The sequence below is a fragment of the Bacillus proteolyticus genome (genome assembly GCF_001884065.1).
Lineage (GTDB): Bacteria > Bacillota > Bacilli > Bacillales > Bacillaceae_G > Bacillus_A > Bacillus_A proteolyticus.
The window spans coordinates 1-22235 of sequence record NZ_MACH01000021.1; the positions used below are offsets into that span (position 1 = coordinate 1).

The 22235-nt window shown below is 36.1% G+C and carries 23 protein-coding genes and 2 tRNA genes; 2 read left to right on the forward strand and 23 right to left on the reverse strand.

Going from position 1 to position 22235, the window contains the following annotated elements; genetic code table 11:
- From BAQ49_RS03505 to BAQ49_RS03565, 13 genes are all read right to left on the reverse strand, one after another.
- Window positions 1-74: transfer RNA gene (locus BAQ49_RS03505), tRNA-Gly, on the reverse strand.
- A gap of 13 nt (window positions 75-87) precedes the next feature.
- Window positions 88-163, reverse strand: a tRNA-Lys gene (locus BAQ49_RS03510).
- A gap of 140 nt (window positions 164-303) precedes the next feature.
- Window positions 304-1593, reverse strand: coding sequence for an adenylosuccinate synthase (locus tag BAQ49_RS03515; RefSeq protein ID WP_071744213.1), 1290 nt, complete (start codon window positions 1591-1593; stop codon window positions 304-306).
- A 215-nt stretch (window positions 1594-1808) separates the two neighbouring features.
- Window positions 1809-3158, reverse strand: coding sequence for a replicative DNA helicase (gene dnaB / locus BAQ49_RS03520; protein WP_071744214.1), 1350 nt, complete (start codon window positions 3156-3158; stop codon window positions 1809-1811).
- A gap of 27 nt (window positions 3159-3185) precedes the next feature.
- The gene (gene rplI / locus BAQ49_RS03525) at window positions 3186-3632 is read right to left on the reverse strand and encodes a 50S ribosomal protein L9 (RefSeq protein ID WP_071744215.1); all 447 of its coding nucleotides are present in this window, start codon (window positions 3630-3632) and stop codon (window positions 3186-3188) included.
- On the reverse strand, window positions 3629-5602 hold the full coding sequence (locus BAQ49_RS03530; protein WP_071744216.1) for a DHH family phosphoesterase: 1974 nt from the start codon (window positions 5600-5602) through the stop codon (window positions 3629-3631). The genes rplI and BAQ49_RS03530 overlap by 4 nt, the downstream gene beginning before the upstream one ends.
- Window positions 5603-5703: 101 nt before the next feature.
- Complete coding sequence (locus tag BAQ49_RS03535; RefSeq protein WP_071744217.1) at window positions 5704-6636, reverse strand: YybS family protein; 933 nt, start codon at window positions 6634-6636, stop codon at window positions 5704-5706.
- Between the two features lie 79 nt (window positions 6637-6715).
- Complete coding sequence (gene rpsR / locus BAQ49_RS03540) at window positions 6716-6949, reverse strand: 30S ribosomal protein S18 (RefSeq protein WP_000918874.1); 234 nt, start codon at window positions 6947-6949, stop codon at window positions 6716-6718.
- Window positions 6950-6993: 44 nt separating this feature from the next.
- Window positions 6994-7506, reverse strand: coding sequence for a single-stranded DNA-binding protein (gene ssb / locus BAQ49_RS03545; protein WP_071744218.1), 513 nt, complete (start codon window positions 7504-7506; stop codon window positions 6994-6996).
- Window positions 7507-7532: 26 nt separating this feature from the next.
- Window positions 7533-7823, reverse strand: a complete 291-nt coding sequence (gene rpsF / locus BAQ49_RS03550) for a 30S ribosomal protein S6 (RefSeq protein ID WP_001233782.1) — start codon at window positions 7821-7823, stop codon at window positions 7533-7535.
- A 191-nt stretch (window positions 7824-8014) separates the two neighbouring features.
- Window positions 8015-9115 carry a redox-regulated ATPase YchF gene (ychF, locus tag BAQ49_RS03555; RefSeq protein WP_000524664.1) on the reverse strand — a complete coding sequence of 367 codons (1101 nt, stop codon included), beginning with the start codon at window positions 9113-9115 and terminating at the stop codon, window positions 8015-8017.
- Between the two features lie 115 nt (window positions 9116-9230).
- Window positions 9231-9428 (reverse strand): DUF951 domain-containing protein, encoded by a 198-nt coding sequence (locus BAQ49_RS03560; RefSeq protein WP_000436055.1) that lies wholly within the window; start codon window positions 9426-9428, stop codon window positions 9231-9233.
- Between the two features lie 20 nt (window positions 9429-9448).
- Window positions 9449-10306, reverse strand: coding sequence for a mechanosensitive ion channel family protein (locus tag BAQ49_RS03565; protein WP_071744219.1), 858 nt, complete (start codon window positions 10304-10306; stop codon window positions 9449-9451).
- Window positions 10307-10566: 260 nt separating this feature from the next.
- On the opposite strand from BAQ49_RS03565, the gene yyaC reads away from it, so the two are divergent.
- Window positions 10567-11163 (forward strand): spore protease YyaC, encoded by a 597-nt coding sequence (gene yyaC / locus BAQ49_RS03570; RefSeq protein ID WP_071744220.1) that lies wholly within the window; start codon window positions 10567-10569, stop codon window positions 11161-11163.
- Window positions 11164-11183: 20 nt separating this feature from the next.
- Here the strand turns inward: yyaC and spo0J are convergent, their stop codons facing one another.
- The 10 genes from spo0J to rpmH form a co-directional block, all read right to left on the reverse strand.
- Window positions 11184-12035 carry a stage 0 sporulation protein Spo0J gene (gene spo0J / locus BAQ49_RS03575; protein ID WP_083596240.1) on the reverse strand — a complete coding sequence of 284 codons (852 nt, stop codon included), beginning with the start codon at window positions 12033-12035 and terminating at the stop codon, window positions 11184-11186.
- Complete coding sequence (gene soj / locus BAQ49_RS03580; RefSeq protein ID WP_000516117.1) at window positions 12028-12789, reverse strand: sporulation initiation inhibitor protein Soj; 762 nt, start codon at window positions 12787-12789, stop codon at window positions 12028-12030. The genes spo0J and soj overlap by 8 nt, the downstream gene beginning before the upstream one ends.
- Window positions 12790-12977: 188 nt before the next feature.
- Window positions 12978-13850, reverse strand: coding sequence for a nucleoid occlusion protein (gene noc / locus BAQ49_RS03585; RefSeq protein ID WP_071744222.1), 873 nt, complete (start codon window positions 13848-13850; stop codon window positions 12978-12980).
- 105 nt (window positions 13851-13955) lie between these two features.
- Entirely contained in the window at window positions 13956-14675 is a 720-nt protein-coding gene (rsmG, locus tag BAQ49_RS03590; protein WP_001019628.1) for a 16S rRNA (guanine(527)-N(7))-methyltransferase RsmG, read from the reverse strand.
- A 21-nt stretch (window positions 14676-14696) separates the two neighbouring features.
- On the reverse strand, window positions 14697-16586 hold the full coding sequence (gene mnmG, locus BAQ49_RS03595) for a tRNA uridine-5-carboxymethylaminomethyl(34) synthesis enzyme MnmG (RefSeq protein ID WP_071744223.1): 1890 nt from the start codon (window positions 16584-16586) through the stop codon (window positions 14697-14699).
- Window positions 16587-16637: 51 nt separating this feature from the next.
- Window positions 16638-18014, reverse strand: coding sequence for a tRNA uridine-5-carboxymethylaminomethyl(34) synthesis GTPase MnmE (gene mnmE, locus BAQ49_RS03600; RefSeq protein ID WP_071744224.1), 1377 nt, complete (start codon window positions 18012-18014; stop codon window positions 16638-16640).
- A gap of 227 nt (window positions 18015-18241) precedes the next feature.
- A complete protein-coding gene (gene jag, locus BAQ49_RS03605) occupies window positions 18242-18859 on the reverse strand; it encodes an RNA-binding cell elongation regulator Jag/EloR (protein WP_071744225.1) in 618 nt (205 codons plus the stop codon).
- Window positions 18856-19623, reverse strand: coding sequence for a YidC family membrane integrase SpoIIIJ (gene spoIIIJ, locus BAQ49_RS03610; RefSeq protein WP_071744226.1), 768 nt, complete (start codon window positions 19621-19623; stop codon window positions 18856-18858). Before spoIIIJ ends, jag begins: the two co-directional genes overlap by 4 nt.
- 52 nt (window positions 19624-19675) lie before the next feature.
- Window positions 19676-20023: a ribonuclease P protein component gene (gene rnpA, locus BAQ49_RS03615; protein ID WP_071744227.1), complete on the reverse strand. Its 348-nt coding sequence runs from the start codon at window positions 20021-20023 to the stop codon at window positions 19676-19678.
- Window positions 20024-20099: 76 nt separating this feature from the next.
- Window positions 20100-20234, reverse strand: coding sequence for a 50S ribosomal protein L34 (gene rpmH / locus BAQ49_RS03620; protein WP_000831901.1), 135 nt, complete (start codon window positions 20232-20234; stop codon window positions 20100-20102).
- Between the two features lie 564 nt (window positions 20235-20798).
- On the opposite strand from rpmH, the gene dnaA reads away from it, so the two are divergent.
- Entirely contained in the window at window positions 20799-22139 is a 1341-nt protein-coding gene (dnaA, locus tag BAQ49_RS03625; protein WP_071744228.1) for a chromosomal replication initiator protein DnaA, read from the forward strand.
- The last annotated feature ends 96 nt before the right edge of the window (window positions 22140-22235 follow it).

Below are 22235 nucleotides of genomic sequence, written 5' to 3' on the forward strand. Positions count from 1 at the left end.
TGGAGCGGGTGAAGAGAATCGAACTCTCGACCAGAGCTTGGAAGGCTCTTGTTTTACCACTAAACTACACCCGCATTAAATTAAAAATGGTGAGCCATGAAGGATTCGAACCTTCGACCCTCTGATTAAAAGTCAGATGCTCTACCAACTGAGCTAATGGCTCATACTCACCAACGTCATATTTCGTGACGACAAGATGTATCATAACATGTTTTCTTTTGTTTTTGCAATACCTTTTTTTATTTTTTTATAAAAGATAAGAAAAAACTCATGCGGACATGAGTTTTTTCAGGAAAATATCAATTAAGCTTCGTATACGTTACGAACGATATTTGTTTGATTACGATCTGGTCCAACTGAGAACATAGATAATTGAATTCCTGTTAACTCAGAAACACGCTCTACGTATTTTCTTGCATTTTCAGGAAGCTCATCTAATGATTTCACACCAGTAATATCTTCTGTCCAACCTGGAAGCTCTTCGTATACAGGCTCACATTTCGCTAAAATATTTAAGTTCGCTGGAACTTCATCGATAACTTCGCCATTGTACTTGTAAGCAACACAAATTTTAAGAGTTGAAATACCTGTTAGAACGTCGATAGAATTTAATGATAGATCCGTTAAACCACTAACACGACGTGCATGTCTTACAACAACGCTATCGAACCAACCTACGCGGCGTGGACGACCAGTTGTTGTTCCGTATTCACGACCAACTTCACGAATTTGATGACCGATTTCATCATTAAGTTCAGTAGGGAATGGACCATCACCAACGCGGCTTGTATATGCTTTACATACACCTACAACGCGAGTCACTTTCGCAGGACCAACTCCAGTTCCAACTGTTACACCACCAGCAATTGGGTTAGAAGATGTAACGAACGGATACGTACCGTGGTCAATATCAAGCATAACACCTTGTGCACCTTCGAATAATACACGATGATTGTTATCTAGTGCATCATTTAATACAACAGATGTATCACATACATATTGCGCGATTTGTTGTCCGTATTCGAAGTACTCTTCAAAGATATCTTCTACGCTGAAACCTTCTGTGTCGTACATTTTTTCAAATAAACGATTTTTCTCTACTAAGTTGCGCTCAAGCTTCTCTTTAAATGCTTCACGGTCTAAAAGATCAGCCATACGGATACCGATACGAGCAGCTTTATCCATATATGCAGGACCGATACCTTTTTTCGTTGTACCGATTTTGTTATCACCTTTACTCGCTTCTTCTAACTCATCTTGTTTTAAGTGATAAGGTAAAATAACGTGCGCACGGTTACTTACACGTAAATTATCAGTACTTACACCACGATCGTGTAAGTATTTTAACTCTTCAAGTAATGCTTTCGGATCTACTACTAATCCATTTCCGATTACACAAATTTTCTCTTTATAGAAAATACCAGATGGAATTAAGTGTAATTTATATTTAACTCCGCCGAAAACAATTGTATGTCCCGCGTTATTTCCACCTTGATATCTTGCAACTACTTCCGCATGCTCAGAAAGAAAATCAGTGATTTTACCTTTTCCTTCGTCGCCCCATTGTGTTCCTACAACTACTACTGAAGACATTATTAAAGCACCTCCGCGATTTTCAAACGATCTATTCAAACAATATAATTGTACCAAAACCGAAAAAGAAGTCAACCAAAAAGCGAACATTTTTTTATTAAAATTCATTTTCGTTCGTAAGAATTATATTTTCATCTTATGAAAGCCTTATCTTTCCTATATAAAAAAAGAAACACATCTTATTATAAGAAATGTGTTTCTTTTTTATACTGCCTTTATGCCCCATCCTCAAAGCGTCGTTCTAAGTTGACGAATTTATTAAATTCCTTAACAAATGCAAGCTCTACTGAACCTACGGGACCATTACGCTGCTTTGCAATAATAATTTCAATGGTGTTTTTATTTTCCGTTTCTCGGTCATAGTAATCTTCACGATACAGGAAAGCTACAATATCAGCATCCTGCTCGATACTTCCCGATTCACGAATATCAGACATCATTGGACGTTTATCTTGACGAGATTCTACACCACGAGATAACTGCGATAAGGCAATAACAGGCACTTGCAATTCACGTGCAATCCCTTTTAATGTACGAGAAATCTCAGATACTTCCTGCTGACGGTTTTCTCCTGATTTCCCGCTACCTTGAATAAGCTGCAAATAGTCAATTAAGACCATACCAAGACCTTGTTCTTGCTTTAACCTACGACATTTTGCTCGAATCTCATTCACTTTAATCCCTGGTGTATCATCAATATATATACCAGCATTAGAAAGGCTACCCATCGCCATTGTTAATTTTGCCCAATCATCAGAAGTTAATGAACCGGTACGAAGTCTTTGTGCATCAATATTTCCTTCTGCACAAAGCATACGCATAACAAGCTGATCAGAGCCCATCTCTAGACTGAAGATCGCTACATTTTCATCAGTTTTTGTCGCTACGTTTTGTGCGATATTTAATGAAAATGCAGTTTTCCCTACCGATGGACGCGCCGCCACGATGATCAAATCATTTCGCTGAAAACCCGCGGTCATCTTATCTAATTCAGTAAATCCAGTTGGTATTCCCGTAACTTCACCTTTTTGATTATGCAAAAGTTCAATTTTATCATAAGCATCTACAAGAACATCTTTAATATTTTGAAATGCTTTTGCATTTGTTTGATGAGATACTTCTAATATTTTTTTCTCAGCCTCATTTAAAAGGCCGTCCACATCATCTTCTCTCTCGTATCCATCCGATACAATATGAGTCGCCGTTCGAATTAAACGACGTAAAAGCGCCTTTTCAGCGATGATGCGTGCATAATATTCTACGTTAGCAGCTGTTGGAACAACTTCTGCTAACTCTGCTAGATAAGAAACCCCACCAACTTCTTCTAGTAATCCTTGATCAGCCATCGATGATGTCATTATTACTAAGTCAATTGGTTCTCCCTTATCAGACAACCCAAGCATGACTTCAAAAATCTTTTGATGTTTCGTTCGATAAAATGAGTCAGGTACCAATAGTTCCGATGCTGACGTTAACGCATCCTGATCAATTAATATGGCACCTAAGACTGCCTGCTCAGCTTCTATATTATGCGGAGGGGTACGATCAGCCATTACATCACTCATGCGCAATCCTCCTTGCTTAATTTATTTTTATTGTTCACTAACATGAACTTTTACTGTTGCTGTTACTTGCGGATGCAATTTCACAGTGACGTTTGTATAACCTAATGCACGGATTGCATCGTCCATTTCAAATTTACGTTTATCAAGTTTAATCTTGTGTGATTTTTGCATTACATCTACAATTTGTTTACTCGTGATAGAACCAAATAAGCGGCCACCTTCTCCAGATTTCGCCTTTAATTCTACAGTTAGTTCCTCTAATGTTCCTTTTAATTGTTTTGCGTTTTCAAGCTCTGCTGCTGCATCTTTTTCTTCTTTACGTTTTTGAGCTTCTAAAGTTTTCATACTGCTGTTTGTTGCTTCGGCAGCTAATCCTTGTTTTAATAAGAAATTATTTGCATAACCGTCTGGTACGTTTTTTATTTCTCCTTTTTTCCCTTTACCTTTTACGTCTTTTAGAAAAATTACTTTCATGATTGTGTGCCTCCCTGTAAATAGTCATCAATAACAAATTGAAGCTTCTCCTCAGCTTCATCTACTGTAACATTTTTCATTTGTGTGGCTGCATTTGTCAAATGCCCGCCACCTCCTAAATTCTCCATGATTAGCTGTACATTCAATTCACCTAAAGACCTACCGCTAATTCCAATGAAATTCTCTCCACGTTTCGCAATAACAAATGATGCAATGATACCTGTCATCGTCAATAACGTATCTGCTGATTGCGCAATAAGCACCTGATCATAATAATCATCACTATCAACTTTAGCAATCGCAATTCCATTTTTATAAATGTACGCATTTTTAATGGCTTTTGCAACTCGTAAATACTGATTCATGTCTTCTTTTAAAAGTTCTTGTACAAGTACAGTGTCTGCACCATGCGAGCGTAAATAAGAAGCTGCATCAAATGTGCGTGCACCTGTACGGAATGTAAAACTTTTCGTATCAACGATAATACCAGCTAACAATGCCGTTGCTTCTAACATTGTCATCTTTAAATTTTTCGGTTGATACTCAAGTAATTCTGTAACAAGCTCTGCTGTTGAAGAAGCATACGGTTCCATATAAACAAGCAATGGATCTTCAATGAAATCTTCCCCGCGGCGATGATGGTCAATAACCACTACATTTTCAATCTTATGTAACAGTTTTTCCTCCATCACCATCGAAGGTTTATGCGTGTCAACAACAACAAGTAATGAATCATCATTTGCAAATTCCATCGCTTGCCCTGGTGTAATAAAGTGTGACCATAACTCTTCATTTTGTTTCACTTTATCCATCAAACGTTTGATTCCTTTATCCGAATCATTTTCGTCTAGTACAATATATCCTTTGCGCTCATTTAATTGAGCTACCTTTAAAATACCAATCGCTGCACCAATCGCATCCATATCAGGAGCCCTATGCCCCATTATAATGACATTACTGCTTTCTAATACTAAATCCTTTAATGCATGTGAAATAACTCTAGCACGTACACGAGTACGCTTTTCGACCGGATTCGTTTTACCGCCGTAAAATTTAACTTTACCTGTCGCTTGTTTGATAGCTACTTGATCTCCACCACGTCCAAGCGCAAGGTCTAAACCAGATTGAGCCATTGCTCCAAGCTCTGATAAAGGCATATCACCTGATCCGACACCTACACTTAATGTAAGTGGTATATTCCTTTTGGACGTTTCTTCACGCACTTGATCTAAAATGCTAAACTTACCTTTCTCCATTTGCGCTAAAATACTTTCATTTAGTACAACGAAGAACCTCTCTGAAGATGCACGTTTTAAATAAGCACCATACTTAACAGCCCATTCATTTAGACGTGACGTTACAAGGCTTGTTATATTCGTACGTAATTGATCATCTAATCCTTGTGTAACTTCATCATAATTATCTAAATAAATAACGGCTAAAACCGTACGCTGATCCTCATACATTTTTTCAATCTCTGTTTGCTCAGTTACATCAAAAAAATAAATTAGTTTTTCTTCTTTCCTTACAAAAACACGGAACTTTCGACTATTTAAAGATACTATATCGTCAGAAGTCTCTCCTTTAATAAAAAGGAGTAATGTTTCTGATACATCGTACAGATGCCACCCAGCTAATGCGTGTTGCCCCAAACATGAAGACAAGTAAGGATTTGCCCAATCAATCCCATACTCCTTATTGTATAACAATATACCGATTGGCATCTGGTTGAATGCTTCGTTACTCACTTTTTTTACCCTAGTAATCATATCTGTCGTATACTTTTCAAAATTCCTTTGAAAGTTAAGTTCAAATCGTATAACTAAAAAGAAAACGATGCTAAAAATAAAAAAGGCGGCTATCCCCATAATTAAGTGAAAATAACAAAGAATCGAGATTAGCACCAACACAAAAAATGCCAATACGTAAACAGGATATAAAAACCACTGTTTCTTATAAAATTCAGGCATGTATACAACTCCTATAACGTAAAACCAACTCAATTTCTAGTTGGTTAAACAGATTAAACACCTTAAAACAGCATAAAAATGCTGTTTTATCCCTTTGTTTTTCATTGCATTTTAGAACGCAATGAAATCCCTAAATCAATTATACCTAAGATTGTCACAAGAGGAAACAGCATTGGAATAAACATACATACGATAAAACTAATAATAGGAACGCCTTTCGTAAAACCTTTTTTGTGTGCTAAAAAGGTGATAAACGTTAATCCTTGCAATACAAGCAGCAACGAAAAGATTGCATATAGATTAGAAAATACCATATGTAAATATGATGTTGGTTCAACTTTCATGAAAGTTGATAGCAAAATAAATATGACGTAATACCAGACAATACTCTTTGGCAATTGTATATCTTTAAATTTAGGCCAAGGTGTCGCGTCGTACTTTAACTTTCTCAAAACACTACCTGATATTATCACTGTGATCCAAGAAAAACATACAGAAACTAGCACAATTATACTTGGAAATAACGTTTGTAATATATCATTCATTTGTGCAAATAACTCTTTTTGCTCTTTACTAACTGGCATACCAGCCGCATTTGCTATTTTTTCACTTTGCACCATGCTTTCACTAAACATATTTTGCATTTGCTTCATTAAATCTATGTTAAAAAACTTTATACTTCCTACATAAATGAGCATCATACCAATTAAATATGCAAGTGTTCCAGCTATTAATATCTCCACTGGTTTTTTCCCTTTTTTATACATACATCCTAATACAACACCTATTAACCCAAACATCACTGTCTTTATGAGACTAATCGGTTGACTCACGATAATTGTAACAAAAAGCGCCGCTACAAAAATCACGAGCACATTAGATAGTTTATGTCTTACTGTTAATAATATAAATGGTAACGGCAACGCAAATATTGCAACTATACCTAAAATCGGAACATACATAGATATAAGCAATAAAATTGCATATATTGCCAATAACGCTGCACCCTCAGTAATAAATTTCGTACTTTTCATCATCTAACCTCTCTTTCAAAAAGAAAAGCATAGCAAAATGCACAGTAGAGTCCGACTCTACTGTGCATTTCATACGCTATTATTCACCAACATATGGTAAAAGTGCCATTTGACGAGCACGTTTAATTGCAACTGTAAGTTTGCGTTGGTATTTTGCGCTTGTTCCTGTTACACGACGAGGTAAAATTTTACCACGCTCAGAAACGAAACGTTTTAATAAATCAACATCTTTATAGTCAATGCGAGTGATGCCGTTAGATGTGAAGAAACACACCTTACGACGCTTCGCACGTCCACCTTTGCGTCCTGCCATGTCTATTCCCTCCATTCTTTGTTAAAAATAGCCGATTCATACCATTAAAATGGTAAATCGTCGTCCGAAATGTCAATCGGTTGACCAACATTCGAAAATGGATCGTCATTCTTCGTAAATCCAGAGTTACCTTGATTACCTGAATTACTAGATTGACCAAATGGGTTAGAGCTTTGGTTACCGAAACCAGCTCCTGATGGTTGCTGATTGAATGAACCACGTTGCTCCCCACCGCCATTACGCGGCTCTAAAAATTGTACGCTCTCCGCAAGAACTTCTGTTACATATACACGTTTACCATCTTGTCCATCGTAAGTACGAGTTTGAAGACGTCCGTCTACGCCTGCTAAGCTACCTTTTTTCAAATAATTTGCCACGTTTTCTGCTTGTTTACGCCATATTACACAATTAATAAAGTCAGCTTCACGCTCACCTTGTTGATTCGCAAATGCGCGATTCACAGCTAACGTAAAAGTAGCTACTGCAACACCATTGGGCGTGTAACGTAAGTCAGGGTCCTTAGTTAAACGACCAACGAGGATAACACGATTCATCAATCGAACCACTCTCCCTTATATATCAATTATTTTTCTTCTTCTTTAACAACGATATGACGAAGGATATCTTCGTTGATCTTAGCTAAACGGTCGAATTCGTTAATCGCCTCTGAGTTAGAGTTCACGTTTAAGATCATGTAGAAACCTTCACGTAAGTCGTTGATTTCGTAAGCTAAACGACGCTTACCCCACTCTTTCGTGTTAATGATTTCTGCACCATTGTTTGTTAAAACACCTGCAAAACGTTCAACTAAAGCTTTTTGAGCTTCTTCTTCAACGCCAGGACGAATGATGTACATAATTTCGTACTTTCTCATTACACTTTCACCTCCTTTTGGTCTAAACGGCCCATAATGGGCAAGGAGCAATTAATTTATAGTAATTACTCACGAGTTTAGATTATATCATAGTAAGTTATATGAATCAACTCACCAATACGTAAAAAACTTGGCAAACACATAATATATTTGCCAAGTTCATATCTTTATTTTTCCTAGGAAATATTAAATTAAACGTTAAAGCGGAAGTGCATAACATCTCCGTCTTTTACGATATACTCTTTTCCTTCTAAACGTACTTTTCCAGCTTCTTTTGCAGCTGTCATAGAACCGTTTGTCATTAAATCATCATAAGAAACTGTTTCTGCGCGAATAAATCCACGCTCAAAGTCTGTATGAATTACGCCAGCACATTGTGGTGCTTTCATACCTTGTTTAAACGTCCATGCACGCACTTCTTGCACACCAGCTGTGAAGTAAGTAGCAAGTCCTAATAAGTCATATGCAGCACGAATTAACTGATCTAAACCTGATTCTTCAATACCTAGTTCTTCCAGGAATACTTTTTTCTCTTCTTCGTCTAACTCAGCGATTTCTGATTCGATTTTTGCACATACAACGATAACTTGAGAATTTTCATTTGCAGCAAATTCTTTTACCATTTGTACATATTTATTTTCAGAAGGATCCATAATATCATCTTCACTTACGTTTGCTACGTATAGCATTTCTTTCGTTGTAAGTAAATGAAGGCCTTTAACAATCTTCATTTGCTCTTCTGTAAATTCAACAGTACGAGCCGGTTTTCCCTCTTCAAAAGCTTCTTTTAAACGAACTAAAATTTCATGCTCATATACAGCTTCTTTATCTTTTTGTCTTGCTAACTTCGCAACACGCTCGATACGTTTATCAACAGACTCTAAGTCTGCTAAGATTAGCTCTAAGTTGATTGTTTCAATATCATCAATTGGATCTACTTTTCCTGAAACGTGCGTAATATTTTCATCTTCAAAACAACGAACAACTTGGCAAATTGCATCTACTTGGCGAATGTGAGATAAGAATTTATTTCCTAATCCTTCACCTTTACTTGCACCTTTTACGATACCTGCAATATCAGTAAATTCGAATACAGTCGGAACAGTTTTTTTCGGTTCTACTAATTCCGTTAATTTATTTAAACGCTCATCTGGTACTTCTACGATCCCTACGTTTGGGTCAATTGTACAGAATGGATAGTTCGCAGATTCTGCTCCTGCTTGTGTAATTGCATTAAATAAAGTGGACTTTCCTACGTTAGGTAATCCAACGATCCCAGCCGTTAATCCCATATTTTTCACTCCTATGTCTCAATCTTTCATCATTATAGATAGTAACGAAAAAAATGACAAGTTTCCTCCAAACGAAAAAAAGTAACAATTGCCTACTGCAACTGTTACTTTCTCTCTATTCTTCATGCTTCACAAGTATTTTTTTTACCTTACGATCAAACTCTCTTCGAGGAATCATTACCGAATGGTCACATCCCTCGCACTTAATGCGGATATCCATTCCCATACGAATAATCTTCCATCGATTTACACCACATGGATGGGCCTTCTTCATTTCCACAACATCGTACAAGTTATATTGCTTTTGCTCCACTCTCCAAACCCCTCTCTATACTAAATTGCCTTTTCACTAACCAATTCTTCACGATTATATAAAACCATACGTGGATATGGAATTTCGATTCCATGTAAATCTAGACGATTTTTAATTTCTTTACGAAGGGCTCTTGCAATAACTGCATGTTGCATTGGCTCCACTTCAACAATAACACGTAATATAACTTCTGATGCAGCTAATGTTTGTACACCTAACAATTGGGGTGTTGTTACCATCTTCTCATACTTTGCAGGTAATTCTACTAATAACTCTTCAATTACTTGCTCTGCTTTTGCTATGTCAGCCTCATACGAAATAGATACATCAACGAATGCCACACTATTACTGACTGAAAAATTAGTAACTTGAATGATACTTCCGTTTGGCAAAGTATGAATTTCACCTGTCCAACTCTTTACTTTTGTCGTACGAAGTCCAATTTCTAAAACGACTCCTTCAAACTGACCAATTCTTACATAGTCACCTACTGAAAACTGATCTTCTAACAAAATAAATAGTCCTGTAATGACATCTTTCACTAAACTTTGGGCACCAAATCCGACCGCTAAACCAATGACCCCAGCACCAGCTAATAGACCTGATGCATTAATATTGAACACGCCTAAAATCGCAATTAACATAATAAACATAACAACGTATGCCACAATATTTTCAAGTAACTTCGCTACTGTAACTGTACGACGTTCTGAAATTTGAATTGGCGAGCGACTTCCCATACGAAATGCATTTCGTACAATTGCCCTTGCAACTCGTACAACGATTGCACCAAGTATTAAAATAACGACTATTTGTAGTGATTTTACACCTATATTCGTCCAATCAATAGACTCAAACCATTTCAACGCTAAATCCATGTACCTCTACCTCTCCAGCTAAAATTTCTTTTTAGTTATCCTTCTTATTGTATCAGAAGTCTCTCTGATTTCTGAAAAAATTTTATGACTTTAATTCCATTTGTTAGCTTTTATCCAGGTATAAAATGGAGCGAATATATATATACTAGTACTATTATTTCCGTTTTCACTCACATTTTGCAAAAAGTACGCACTTATAGTTTTCCATTTTACTCAACGTATAACATATTTTGAAAATTTATTAAAAGGATGGGTGCTTCATGAATATTGGAAGTTTTCGCTTACCTTTTTTCGAAAAAGAAACTCAAAATGTTATGCATCAAGACTTAGAAGCCTCCGAGACAATCAGTAATTTCCTACTTTCCCATATCCCTATTAGAACTAATACACCACTTATTCTCGTTTGTATTGGGACGGATCGTTCCACCGGTGACGCACTCGGTCCATTAGTCGGTACAAAACTGGAACAAGTAGAAATTAAGAACTTCCAAGTATTCGGCACACTAGATGAACCAATACATGCGTTAAATTTAGAAGAGAAAATTCAGAATATACAGAAAGAAAATCCTACCTCTTTTATAATTGCTGTTGATGCATGCTTAGGAAAATCTCAAAGTATCGGTTCAATCACTACCGGAAAGGGACCTAGTAAACCTGGAGCTGCGATGAATAAGAAATTACCTGCAGTTGGTGATTTGCATATACATGGCATCGTCAATCTAAATGGTTTTATGGAGTTTTTCGTTCTTCAAAATACAAGGTTAAGTTTAGTCATGAAAATGGCTGATGTAATCGCACAAAGTATCAAAGAAACGGACCAAAAATTATCTGCGTTAAAAAAAGCAAACCATCTCTAAATAATAAGATGGTTTGCTTTTTAGTTTTTCTGTGATAATAATTCTAAAATACGATTTAAATCTTCTTTATTGAAAAATTCAATTTCAATTTTACCTTTTTCTTTTTTTGTTTCTTTAATTTTTACATCTGTACCAAACTTTTCTCTTAAGAACGTTTCGCGCTCTACGAAGAATATATTTCGCTCTTTTTTTATCTGTTTTGTTTCACGTGAAACGCTTTGATTAATCTCCTGGACAATTTTTTCTAATTGGCGAACATTTAATCCTTCTTTTTCGATTCGTTTCAATAAAGACTTCAGCTGTTCTTCATCTTTTATCGTAAGTAAGGTTCTACCGTGAGCCATTGAAAGTTGACCATTTGCAATCATATCTTGTACGAACGAAGGGAGGCTTAATAACCGAGTATAATTTGCAATGTAAGGTCTGCTTTTACCAAGACGTTTCGCTAATTGTTCTTGCGTTACATTTAGCTCATTCATTAACATCTGATATGCCATTGCCTCTTCCATAGGATTTAAATCTTCTCGTTGTAAGTTTTCAAGCAAAGCAAATTCCATCATTTGCTGCTCGTTTAATTGCCTTACAACAGCAGGCACCTTTTCAAGTCCAGCCTCTTTAGCAGCACGATATCTTCTTTCACCTGCAACAATTTCATATCCCTTAATACTCTTTCTAGCGATTAATGGTTGCAATATGCCATGTTCTTTAATAGAAGCCGCCAATTCCTGAATTGCTTCTTTATTGAAATGCTTACGTGGTTGATATGGATTTGGCCTTAATTCAGTTACTATAATCTCCTGAATTGTTTCTTCTTCCTTCACATCCAAATCAGGAAAAAACACATTAATCCCTCTTCCTAATCCTTTAGCCACCTGCAATCACTTCCTCTGCTAAATCTATATATACTTCTGCTCCTCTTGATTTAGCGTCATACTGCATAATCGGTTTCCCATGACTTGGCGCCTCACTTAAGCGCACATTTCGAGGAATAATCGAACGATATACTTTATCCCTAAAGTATTTTTTCACCTCATCTATAACTTGAATCCCTAAATTTGTACGGGCATCCAACATCGTTAACAATACACCTTGAATTGCTAAATTTTTATTTAAATGTTTTTGCACAAGTCGAACTGTATTTAATAGCTGACTTAATCCTTCTAGTGCGTAATATTCACACTGAACAGGAATAATAACTGAATCTGCTGCTGTTAATGCATTAATCGTTAATAACCCTAAGGATGGGGGACAGTCGATAATAATATAATCATATTCATCACGAACTGGCTGTAATGCCCTTTGCAAACGTACTTCCCGGGAAATAGTCGGTACCAATTCAATTTCAGCACCGGCCAATTGAATTGTAGCGGGTAGAACATCTAAGTTTTCAGTTGCGGTTTTCCGTATAACTCCTTGAACATCTGCATCTTCTACAAGAACATTATAAATACATTGATCTAATTCAGACTTTTCAATTCCTACACCAGTCGTGGCATTTCCTTGAGCATCAATGTCTACGAGAAGGACTTTTTTTCCTACTTGTGCCAATCCAGCCCCTAAATTAACAGATGTTGTTGTTTTTCCAACACCGCCTTTTTGATTAGCAATAGCAATGATTTTTCCCATGATGTCACCTACTTTCAACCTTTCTATCTTATTCTAGTAACAATTACGTTTATTGTAACATGAAATAAAAGCTTTTCTTTTACGTCCTTATTAAACTTCAAAATTTATTTCTAAACTCCTTCTTCATTAACAAGAAAATATAGTAAAAGAGACCTCTCCAATAGGATAAGGTCTCTAACACGCCATTATTATTTTTTCTTCGGAATTTTAATCGTAATTTGATAGTACTCATCAAATTCTTCTTCCTCAGAATTAACATTTAAACCACTATTAGCAACCATTTGTAATGACTGCCTAATTGTATTCATAGCAATTCTCGTATCTCTACTTACTGCTTTTTGCTTTGCTTTACGCTTCGGTTTTGCTTCCTCTAGTAATTTTGCAATTCGTTCTTCTGTTTGTTTTACATTCAGTTGTTTTTCCACAATTTCTTGTAAAACCTTCAGTTGTAATTCCTCATTTTTTAAAGGAATGAGAGCACGAGCGTGACGTTCTGTAATACTTTTTTCCAATAACGCACTTTTTATTTCTTCAGGCAACTTTAACAATCGCAACTTATTTGCGATTGTGGATTGCCCTTTTCCAAGTCGTTGTGCCAGTGCTTCTTGTGTTAAATTATGTAACTCAATCAGCTTTTGATATGCCACAGCTTCCTCGATTGCTGTTAATTCCTCACGTTGCAAATTTTCAATTAGCGCTACAGAAGCTGTCTCTGTATCATTTAAGTTCTTTATAATTGCAGGAACCTTTTCCCACCCTAACTTCGTTGCTGCGCGGAAACGCCTTTCTCCAGCAATAATCTCGTACTTATCATCCTCATATTGCCTCACGACAATCGGCTGGATAAGCCCGTGAGTACGAATCGTTAATGCTAATTCCTCGATTCGTGCATCATCGAAAACTGTTCGTGGTTGATAACGGTTAGGGGTAATATTTACTATCGGGATTTCTTGTATTTCCTCATATACCTTTTTATCTATTTCTTCATGGCTTTCCTCTTGTAATTCGAATTCGCTCTCTTTATCTCCAAAGCCAAATAAACGAGAAAACGTATTTTTCATACATATTCCACCACCTTTTAGGCCTATTGACTATTCTCCATAAAATGTTTCCTATGAAACATTTACGTTTTCATTTATATAATTCAATCTTACGTCTAATAAGATTTACTTTTCAATAGGTAATTTATTGGGTGTTCCCGGTTTGCGTGGATATTTCTTTGGTGTCTTGCGCTTTTTCTCGATTAATAAAATATTACGTTCACTTTCCTCAAACGGTAATTGGAACGTAGACATTTCTTTTAATTCCCCGCCTAGCACCTCTAAAGCATACTTACCATTTTCAATTTCTTCGTTCGCTGCAGCACCTTTCATTGCAATAAATGTTCCTCCAACTTTTACAAGTGGTAAACATAGCTCACTTAATACAGAAAGACGCGCGACTGCACGTGCCATTACAATATCGTATGATTCACGTACACCTTCTTTTTTCCCAAATGTTTCAGCACGATCATGACAAAAGGCAACATCACTTAACTCTAATTTTTGCGCTAAGTGATTTAAGAAATTAATACGTTTTTGTAATGAATCTACAATCGTTACTTTTAAATGTGGGAAACAGATTTTCAGCGGGATACTTGGGAATCCAGCTCCTGCGCCAACATCGCAAATAGAGAATGGTTTCGAAAAATCATAATAAAAAGCAGCTGTAATAGAATCAAAAAAGTGTTTTAAGTATACTTCTTCCTTCTCCGTAATAGCTGTTAAATTCATTTTTTCATTCCACTCTACTAACGTTTCAAAGTAGATTTTGAACTGCTCTAATTGTCTAGAAGAGAGGGTGATACCCTTCTCTTCTAGCATAGATTGAAATTGTTCTATGTTCATCTAGCAATATCTCCTTACTATTTATTGGTTCGATACTCGTGCAATTTTTCCTTGTTCAATATACACAAGCAAAATGGAAACATCAGCTGGATTTACGCCAGAAATACGTGAAGCCTGCCCCATTGAAAGTGGACGAACATCTTTCAATTTCTGTCTCGCTTCTGAGGCAAGGCTAGAAATCGCATCATAATCAATATCCACAGGGATTTTTTTGTTTTCCATTTTCTTCATACGCTCTACTTGCTGTAAAGATTTTTCAATGTATCCTTCGTACTTAGTCTGAATTTCAACTTGTTCCGTAATTTCATCACTTAATGCTACTTCACTTGGTACTAAAAGATGAATATGCTCATATGACATCTCTGGACGACGTAATAAGTCACTTGCACGTATTCCATCTTTCAATTCACTTCCGCCAACACTACGAATTAATTCTTGAACTTCAGGACGTGGTTTAATAATAATGCTCCCTAAACGTTCCTTTTCCTGTTCAATTTGTAACTTTTTATTTGTAAATCGCTCATAGCGATCTTCTTTAATTAGGCCAATTTCACGACCAACTTCAGTTAAACGAAGATCAGCATTATCGTGGCGTAATAATAGGCGATATTCTGCACGAGACGTTAATAAACGATATGGTTCATTTGTACCTTTCGTTACAAGGTCATCAATTAAGACACCAATATAAGCATCCCCGCGACCTAAAATAACTTCCTTTTTACCTAAAGAACGACACGCTGCATTAATACCAGCCATAAGCCCTTGTCCTGCTGCTTCTTCGTAACCGGAAGTTCCGTTAATTTGTCCTGCTGTATATAAATTTTTAATTTTTTTCGTTTCAAGTGTCGGCCATAATTGAGTTGGTACAATTGCATCATATTCAATTGCATAACCTGTACGCATCATTTCAACATTTTCTAGACCAGGGATTGTTCTAAGCATGTCACGTTGCACATCTTCTGGTAAACTTGTCGATAATCCTTGAACATATACCTCTTGTGTATTACGACCTTCTGGCTCTAAGAAAATTTGATGACGTGGTTTATCATTAAATCTAACTACCTTGTCTTCAATTGAAGGGCAATATCTAGGACCTGTTCCTTTAATCATACCAGAATACATAGCTGAGCGATGTAAGTTTTCATCTATTAAACGATGTGTTTCTGTACTTGTATACGTCAACCAACATGGAATTTGATCCATAATAAATTTTGTCGTTTCAAAAGAGAAAGCTCGTGGTTTATCATCACCTGGTTGAATTTCTGTTTTACTGTAGTCAATTGTATTACTGTTCACGCGCGGAGGTGTACCTGTTTTAAATCTAACAAGATCAAATCCAAGCTCCTCTAAATGCTCAGATAATGTAATAGATGGTTGCTGATTATTTGGACCGCTCGAATATTTTAATTCACCCATAATAATCTCACCACGTAAAAATGTTCCAGTCGTAATTACGACTGTTTTTGCTGTATATTCAGCACCAGCTTGTGTAATTACCCCTTTACATACGCCATCTTCAACGATTAAACGCTCTACCATTCCTTGGAACAACGTTAAATTTGGTGTTTCTTCAATTGTTTTCTTTAATTCATGCTGGTAAGAGAATTTATCAGCTTGTGCTCGAAGCGCACGTACAGCTGGTCCTTTACCTGTATTTAACATACGCATTTGAATATACGTTTTATCAATATTGCGTCCCATTTCTCCGCCTAATGCATCAATTTCACGAACAACAATCCCTTTTGCTGGTCCACCAACAGAAGGGTTACATGGCATGAATGCTACCATATCTAAGTTAATTGTTAACATTAAGGTTTTTGAGCCCATTCGTGCTGCCGCAAGACCAGCTTCACATCCTGCATGACCTGCACCGATTACTATGACATCGTATGAACCGGCATTGTATCCCATTGTTTATTCCTCCTAATAATCTCTATCTTTCTAAAACGTTGCTTCGTTTTATTATTTTCCTAAACAAAACTGAGAGAATAACTGGTCAATTAAACTTTCATGGACGGTATCACCAGTAATTTCACCAAGTATTTCCCACGTTCTTGTTAAATCAATTTGTACCATATCGATTGGAACACCATTTTCTATCGCTTCAATTGCATCTCCAATCGTCTTTCCTGCTTGTGTTAATAATCCAATATGTCTCGTGTTAGAAACATATGTCATATCTGCAGAATCAATTGCTCCTTCAAAGAATAAATCAGCTATCGCCTTTTCAAGCTCATCAATTCCCTGCTCCTCAATTAAAGACGTCGTAATAACACGATTGCCTGCAGCTAGCTCTGTAACACGTTCCATATCAATTTCTTGTGGTAAATCTGTCTTATTGACAATAATAATGAAGTCTTTTCCTTGTACGGCACGGAATAGTTCTTCATCTTCATTTGTTAAAGCTTCACTATAATTGACTACAACTAACACTAAATCGGCTTGGCTCATCATTTCTTTTGAACGCTCTACACCAATTCGTTCAACAACATCTTCCGTTTCACGAATACCAGCTGTATCTATAAGTTTAAGTGGTACACCACGCACATTAACGTACTCTTCAATAACATCTCTCGTTGTTCCTGCAATATCAGTTACGATTGCCTTTTTCTCCTGAACGAGACTATTTAATAGCGATGATTTCCCAACGTTAGGTCTACCAATAATCGCAGTAGCAATACCTTCACGTAAAATCTTTCCTTGCTTCGATGTTTCTAATATTTTTGCAATTTCAGCACGAACATGTGTAGCTTTCTCAATTAAAATATTATGCGTCATCTCTTCTACATCATCATATTCTGGGTAATCTATATTTACCTCAACATGGGCTAACGTTTCCAATATGTCTTGACGCAGGCGGCCAATTAATTTAGATAATCGCCCTTCCATTTGGTTAATTGCCACGTTCATAGCACGATCTGTTTTTGCACGGATTAAATCCATAACAGCTTCCGCTTGTGATAAATCAATACGCCCATTTAAAAAAGCACGTTTCGTAAATTCACCAGGCTCTGCCAAACGTACTCCTTGTGCTAAAATAAGCTGTAATACTTTATTTACCGAAACAAGTCCACCATGACAGTTGATTTCTACTATATTTTCACGCGTAAAAGTCCTAGGTGCACGCATAATCGATACCATAACTTCTTCAATTACTTGATTTGTATCTAAATCGACAATATGACCATAATGAATTGTATGAGAATCAACCTGTGTTAAATCTTTTCCTTTAAAAATGCGATCGACTTTCTCAATCGCATCATCCCCACTTACTCGAACAATGGCAATTGCACCTTCCCCAAGAGCTGTGGAAATTGCGGCAATTGTATCAAATTCCATGTCCTTTCACCTCACTTGCTTATTTATATCTATTTCAACATGATTTTTTTACGTCACTAAATTATTAGGATACCATAACGAACCTATCTGCAAAAGAATAATAACTCATTTTATTATGTCCTCATGTAAAAAACACTAAACTTATTAACAGTGGATAAGTTAGTGGTTTTTTAGTTATCCACATTTATTTTCGCCTCAAAAAAACCGGCACTCAATTGAGTAACCGGTCACTTGGAAGATATTACAACATATCGATGTGGTTCTTTTCCTTCAGAAGTTGTAATGATATTTTGATGATTAGATAATGCCTGATGAATAATCTTTCGTTCAAAAGATGGCATAGGTTCCAACATAACTCTTTTTTTCGTACTTACTGCTTGTTTTGCTAATCGATAAGAAAGCAATTCTAACGTACTTTTTCTTTTACTACGATAATTTTCAGCATCTAGTGTGATGCCAATATATTGCTTCGTATTACGATTTGCCACAAGTTTTGTTAAATACTGTAAAGAATTCAAGGTGTTTCCTCTTTTGCCAATCAAAACACCTACATTTTCACCAGAAATTGTAAATTCCGCTTCGCGGCCTTTTACAACTTTTCTAATCTCAACCTCCACACCCATATTGCGAATAACGTTTTTTAAATATTCTTCACACTCTTGGATGGGATCTTTCTTCACTACAACTTCTACTATAGCGGGGCGATTCCCAAATAAACCTAGGAATCCCCTCTTACCCTCATCAATAATCTTTATATCCACTCGATCTTTCGAAACGTTTAATTGTCTTAAAGCATCTTGTACTGCCAGCTCGACTGTTTGTCCTTTAGCAGTAATTATACTCACTTGCTTGATCCTCCTGCCTTACTAGCCTTAATTTCAGGCCCTTTGATCAAATACATTTGAGCAATACCAAAGATGTTACCAACTACCCAGTATAGTGATAGTGCTGCTGGGAAGTTAATTGCAAAGACTAAAATCATGATTGGCATAAGCCAAATCATCATTGCCATTTGCGGGTTTTGTCCAGCCGTCCCTGCCATTGCAAGTTTTTGCTGAATAAAAGTCGTAATAGCCGCAACAACTGGAAGGATATAGTAAGGATCTGCCTGTCCTAAATCAAACCATAAGAATGTATGCTTACTAATTTCTGATGTTCTCATAATCGCATGATAAAACGCGAATAAAATAGGCATCTGAACAAAAATTGGTAAACATCCTGCTAATGGATTTACACCATTTTTTTGATATAACTGCATCATTTCTTGTTGTAGTTTTTGCTGTGTTGCTTGATCTTTAGAGCTATATTTCTCTTTTAATCTTACCATTTCTGGTTGTAACGCTTGCATTGCCTTCGTACTTTTCGTTTGTTTAATCATTAATGGTAATAATGCAAAACGAATAATAAGAGTCGTAACAACGATTGCTAAACCATAATTCTTACCGAATAATTCTGCAAAATACGTGATTAACTGAGACAGTGGATATACGAAATATTCGTTCCAAATCCCAGTACTATTTGGCGTAATCGGCTGACCCGTTTCACTACAACCAGTAGCAATTGCCATTAATGCAACAACCATGGCTAGTAAACCTAGTTTCTTTTTCAAAGCCTACTCCTCCTTGTATCGGTATGTATATAGTGTAATTCATTTCCTTACGCTACTTTTTTATTCTTTTCATACCAGAGCGTTTAAAGACATGAATTAAGCTTTTCTTTACTTCTTCATATGTCATCTCTGCACAAGGCTTCCTTGCTATTATAACAAAATCTTTTCCAGAATCTATCTCATCTTTTAATTCCATAATCGCTTGGCGAATCATACGCTTGATTCGATTACGAACTACTGCATTTCCTATTTTCTTACTAACAGAAAGGCCGATGCGAAAGTATGGCTGTTTTTCTTTATTTAATTGGTATACAACAAACTGACGATTAGCATTCGACTGTCCTTTTTGGAAAACAGCCTGAAATTCATCATTCTTTTTTATACGATTTTTTTTCTTCATATCAATTGACACTCCTGTAGTTCATCAGCGGAAATTCATTATTATTAGAAAAAAAGACCACTGAACGATCAGTGGTCTACGCAGATAATACTTTTCTTCCTTTACGACGACGAGCTGCTAGCACTTTACGTCCGTTCGCTGTGCTCATACGGCTGCGGAAACCATGTACTTTGCTGCGCTTACGTTTATTTGGTTGGTAAGTTCTTTTCATTATATGACACCTCCCTGAGGAATATCTGTTAAAGACAGTCTAATAAATTATAGTAAATCAACTAGGAAAATGTCAATGGTTCTTGAAATTTTCATCAAATATTCATTTTGAACCTATTCACAGACTTTTTCACAGCCCCTATATTTCCTTGTGGATAAATATATTTTCGATTTTTTTATATCCACAAACTCTTTTTTTACTTTTACACAGTATATCGTGTTGTGGACAAGTTTATTCCACAAGGTATTGATTTTGTGGATAACTTTCTTAAATTCATTGCTATAGCTACTGTTTTTTGATATTATAGTTGTGTTTTCACTTTGAATAAGTTTTCCACATCTTTATTTTATCCACAATTTGTGTATAACATGTGGACAGTTTAAATCACATGTGGGTAAATAGTTGTCCACATTTGTTTTTTTGTCGAAAACTCTATCTCGGATACAAACAACGTTTTTATATTTTAAAATACGTTTCGTATAAATATGCATTTAAAATACTTATGGGTTGTACAATTGTTGCACAACCTTATTCTTTTACCATCTTTGTAAAGGAGGGACACCTTTGGAAAATATCTCTGATTTATGGAATAGTGCCTTGAAAGAATTAGAAAAAAAGGTAAGTAAGCCGAGTTATGAAACATGGTTAAAATCAACAACCGCTCATAACTTGAAAAAAGATGTATTAACTATTACAGCTCCAAATGAATTTGCTCGTGACTGGCTAGAATCCCATTATTCGGAATTAATCTCCGAAACACTTTATGATTTAACAGGGGCAAAACTAGCTATTCGTTTTATTATTCCCCAAAGTCAGGCGGAAGAGGATATCGATCTTCCTCCTATTAAAAAAAATCGAGCACAAGATGATTCTACTCATTTACCACAGAGCATGTTAAATCCAAAATATACATTTGATACATTTGTTATTGGCTCTGGTAATCGTTTTGCACATGCTGCTTCTTTAGCTGTAGCTGAGGCGCCAGCTAAAGCTTATAATCCGCTCTTTATTTATGGGGGCGTTGGACTTGGAAAAACACATTTAATGCACGCAATTGGGCATTATGTAATTGAACACAACCCGAATGCAAAAGTTGTATATTTGTCATCTGAAAAATTCACAAATGAATTCATTAACTCTATTCGTGATAATAAAGCTGTCGATTTTCGTAATAAATATCGTAATGTAGATGTCTTACTGATAGATGATATTCAATTTCTTGCTGGAAAAGAACAAACACAGGAAGAGTTTTTCCATACATTTAATGCGTTGCATGAAGAAAGTAAACAAATTGTGATTTCAAGTGATAGACCACCAAAAGAAATCCCAACTTTAGAAGATCGCCTTCGTTCTCGCTTTGAATGGGGTTTAATTACGGATATTACGCCACCAGATTTAGAAACTAGAATTGCAATTTTACGTAAAAAAGCAAAAGCAGAAGGCCTTGATATACCAAATGAGGTTATGCTTTATATTGCAAATCAAATTGATTCTAACATTCGTGAGTTAGAAGGTGCACTTATTCGAGTTGTAGCTTATTCATCTTTAATTAATAAAGATATTAATGCTGATTTAGCAGCTGAAGCACTTAAAGATATTATTCCAAACTCTATACCTAGAATTATTTCTATTTCAGATATTCAAAAGGCTGTTGGGGGCGTCTATCAAGTAAAATTAGAAGATTTCAAAGCAAAAAAACGTACAAAATCCGTTGCATTCCCTCGCCAAATTGCAATGTATTTATCACGCGAGCTTACGGACTCATCTTTACCAAAAATAGGTGAAGAATTTGGTGGCCGCGATCATACAACAGTAATCCATGCTCACGAAAAAATTTCGAAGCTATTAAAAACGGATACTCAATTACAAAAACACGTCGAAGAAATTAATGATATTTTAAAGTAGTAGTAGCTGAATAGTGTGAATAACTTACCTTGTTTTACGCACAGTCTATCCACATGTAGATAGACTGTTTTTACATCTTTAAACGGGGTTATCCAC

Coding starts and splice junctions, on each gene's coding strand:
- BAQ49_RS03530 (WP_071744216.1), bottom strand. CDS start 5,602: ATGCCTGAATTTTATAAGAAACAGTGGTTTTTATATCCTGTTTACGTA.
- BAQ49_RS03565 (WP_071744219.1), bottom strand. CDS start 10,306: ATGGATTTAGCGTTGAAATGGTTTGAGTCTATTGATTGGACGAATATA.
- soj (WP_000516117.1), bottom strand. CDS start 12,789: ATGGGAAAAATCATTGCTATTGCTAATCAAAAAGGCGGTGTTGGAAAA.
- BAQ49_RS03515 (WP_071744213.1), bottom strand. CDS start 1,593: ATGTCTTCAGTAGTAGTTGTAGGAACACAATGGGGCGACGAAGGAAAA.
- rpsR (WP_000918874.1), bottom strand. CDS start 6,949: ATGGCAGGACGCAAAGGTGGACGTGCGAAGCGTCGTAAGGTGTGTTTC.
- BAQ49_RS03535 (WP_071744217.1), bottom strand. CDS start 6,636: ATGAAAAGTACGAAATTTATTACTGAGGGTGCAGCGTTATTGGCAATA.
- dnaB (WP_071744214.1), bottom strand. CDS start 3,158: ATGAGTGATGTAATGGCTGATCGTACCCCTCCGCATAATATAGAAGCT.
- rplI (WP_071744215.1), bottom strand. CDS start 3,632: ATGAAAGTAATTTTTCTAAAAGACGTAAAAGGTAAAGGGAAAAAAGGA.
- rpmH (WP_000831901.1), bottom strand. CDS start 20,234: ATGAAAAGAACTTACCAACCAAATAAACGTAAGCGCAGCAAAGTACAT.
- noc (WP_071744222.1), bottom strand. CDS start 13,850: ATGAAAAATACGTTTTCTCGTTTATTTGGCTTTGGAGATAAAGAGAGC.
- ychF (WP_000524664.1), bottom strand. CDS start 9,115: ATGGGATTAACGGCTGGGATCGTTGGATTACCTAACGTAGGAAAGTCC.
- rpsF (WP_001233782.1), bottom strand. CDS start 7,823: ATGAGAAAGTACGAAATTATGTACATCATTCGTCCTGGCGTTGAAGAA.
- mnmE (WP_071744224.1), bottom strand. CDS start 18,014: ATGGAATTTGATACAATTGCCGCAATTTCCACAGCTCTTGGGGAAGGT.
- rsmG (WP_001019628.1), bottom strand. CDS start 14,675: ATGAACATAGAACAATTTCAATCTATGCTAGAAGAGAAGGGTATCACC.
- yyaC (WP_071744220.1), top strand. CDS start 10,567: ATGAATATTGGAAGTTTTCGCTTACCTTTTTTCGAAAAAGAAACTCAA.
- mnmG (WP_071744223.1), bottom strand. CDS start 16,586: ATGGGATACAATGCCGGTTCATACGATGTCATAGTAATCGGTGCAGGT.
- rnpA (WP_071744227.1), bottom strand. CDS start 20,023: ATGAAGAAAAAAAATCGTATAAAAAAGAATGATGAATTTCAGGCTGTT.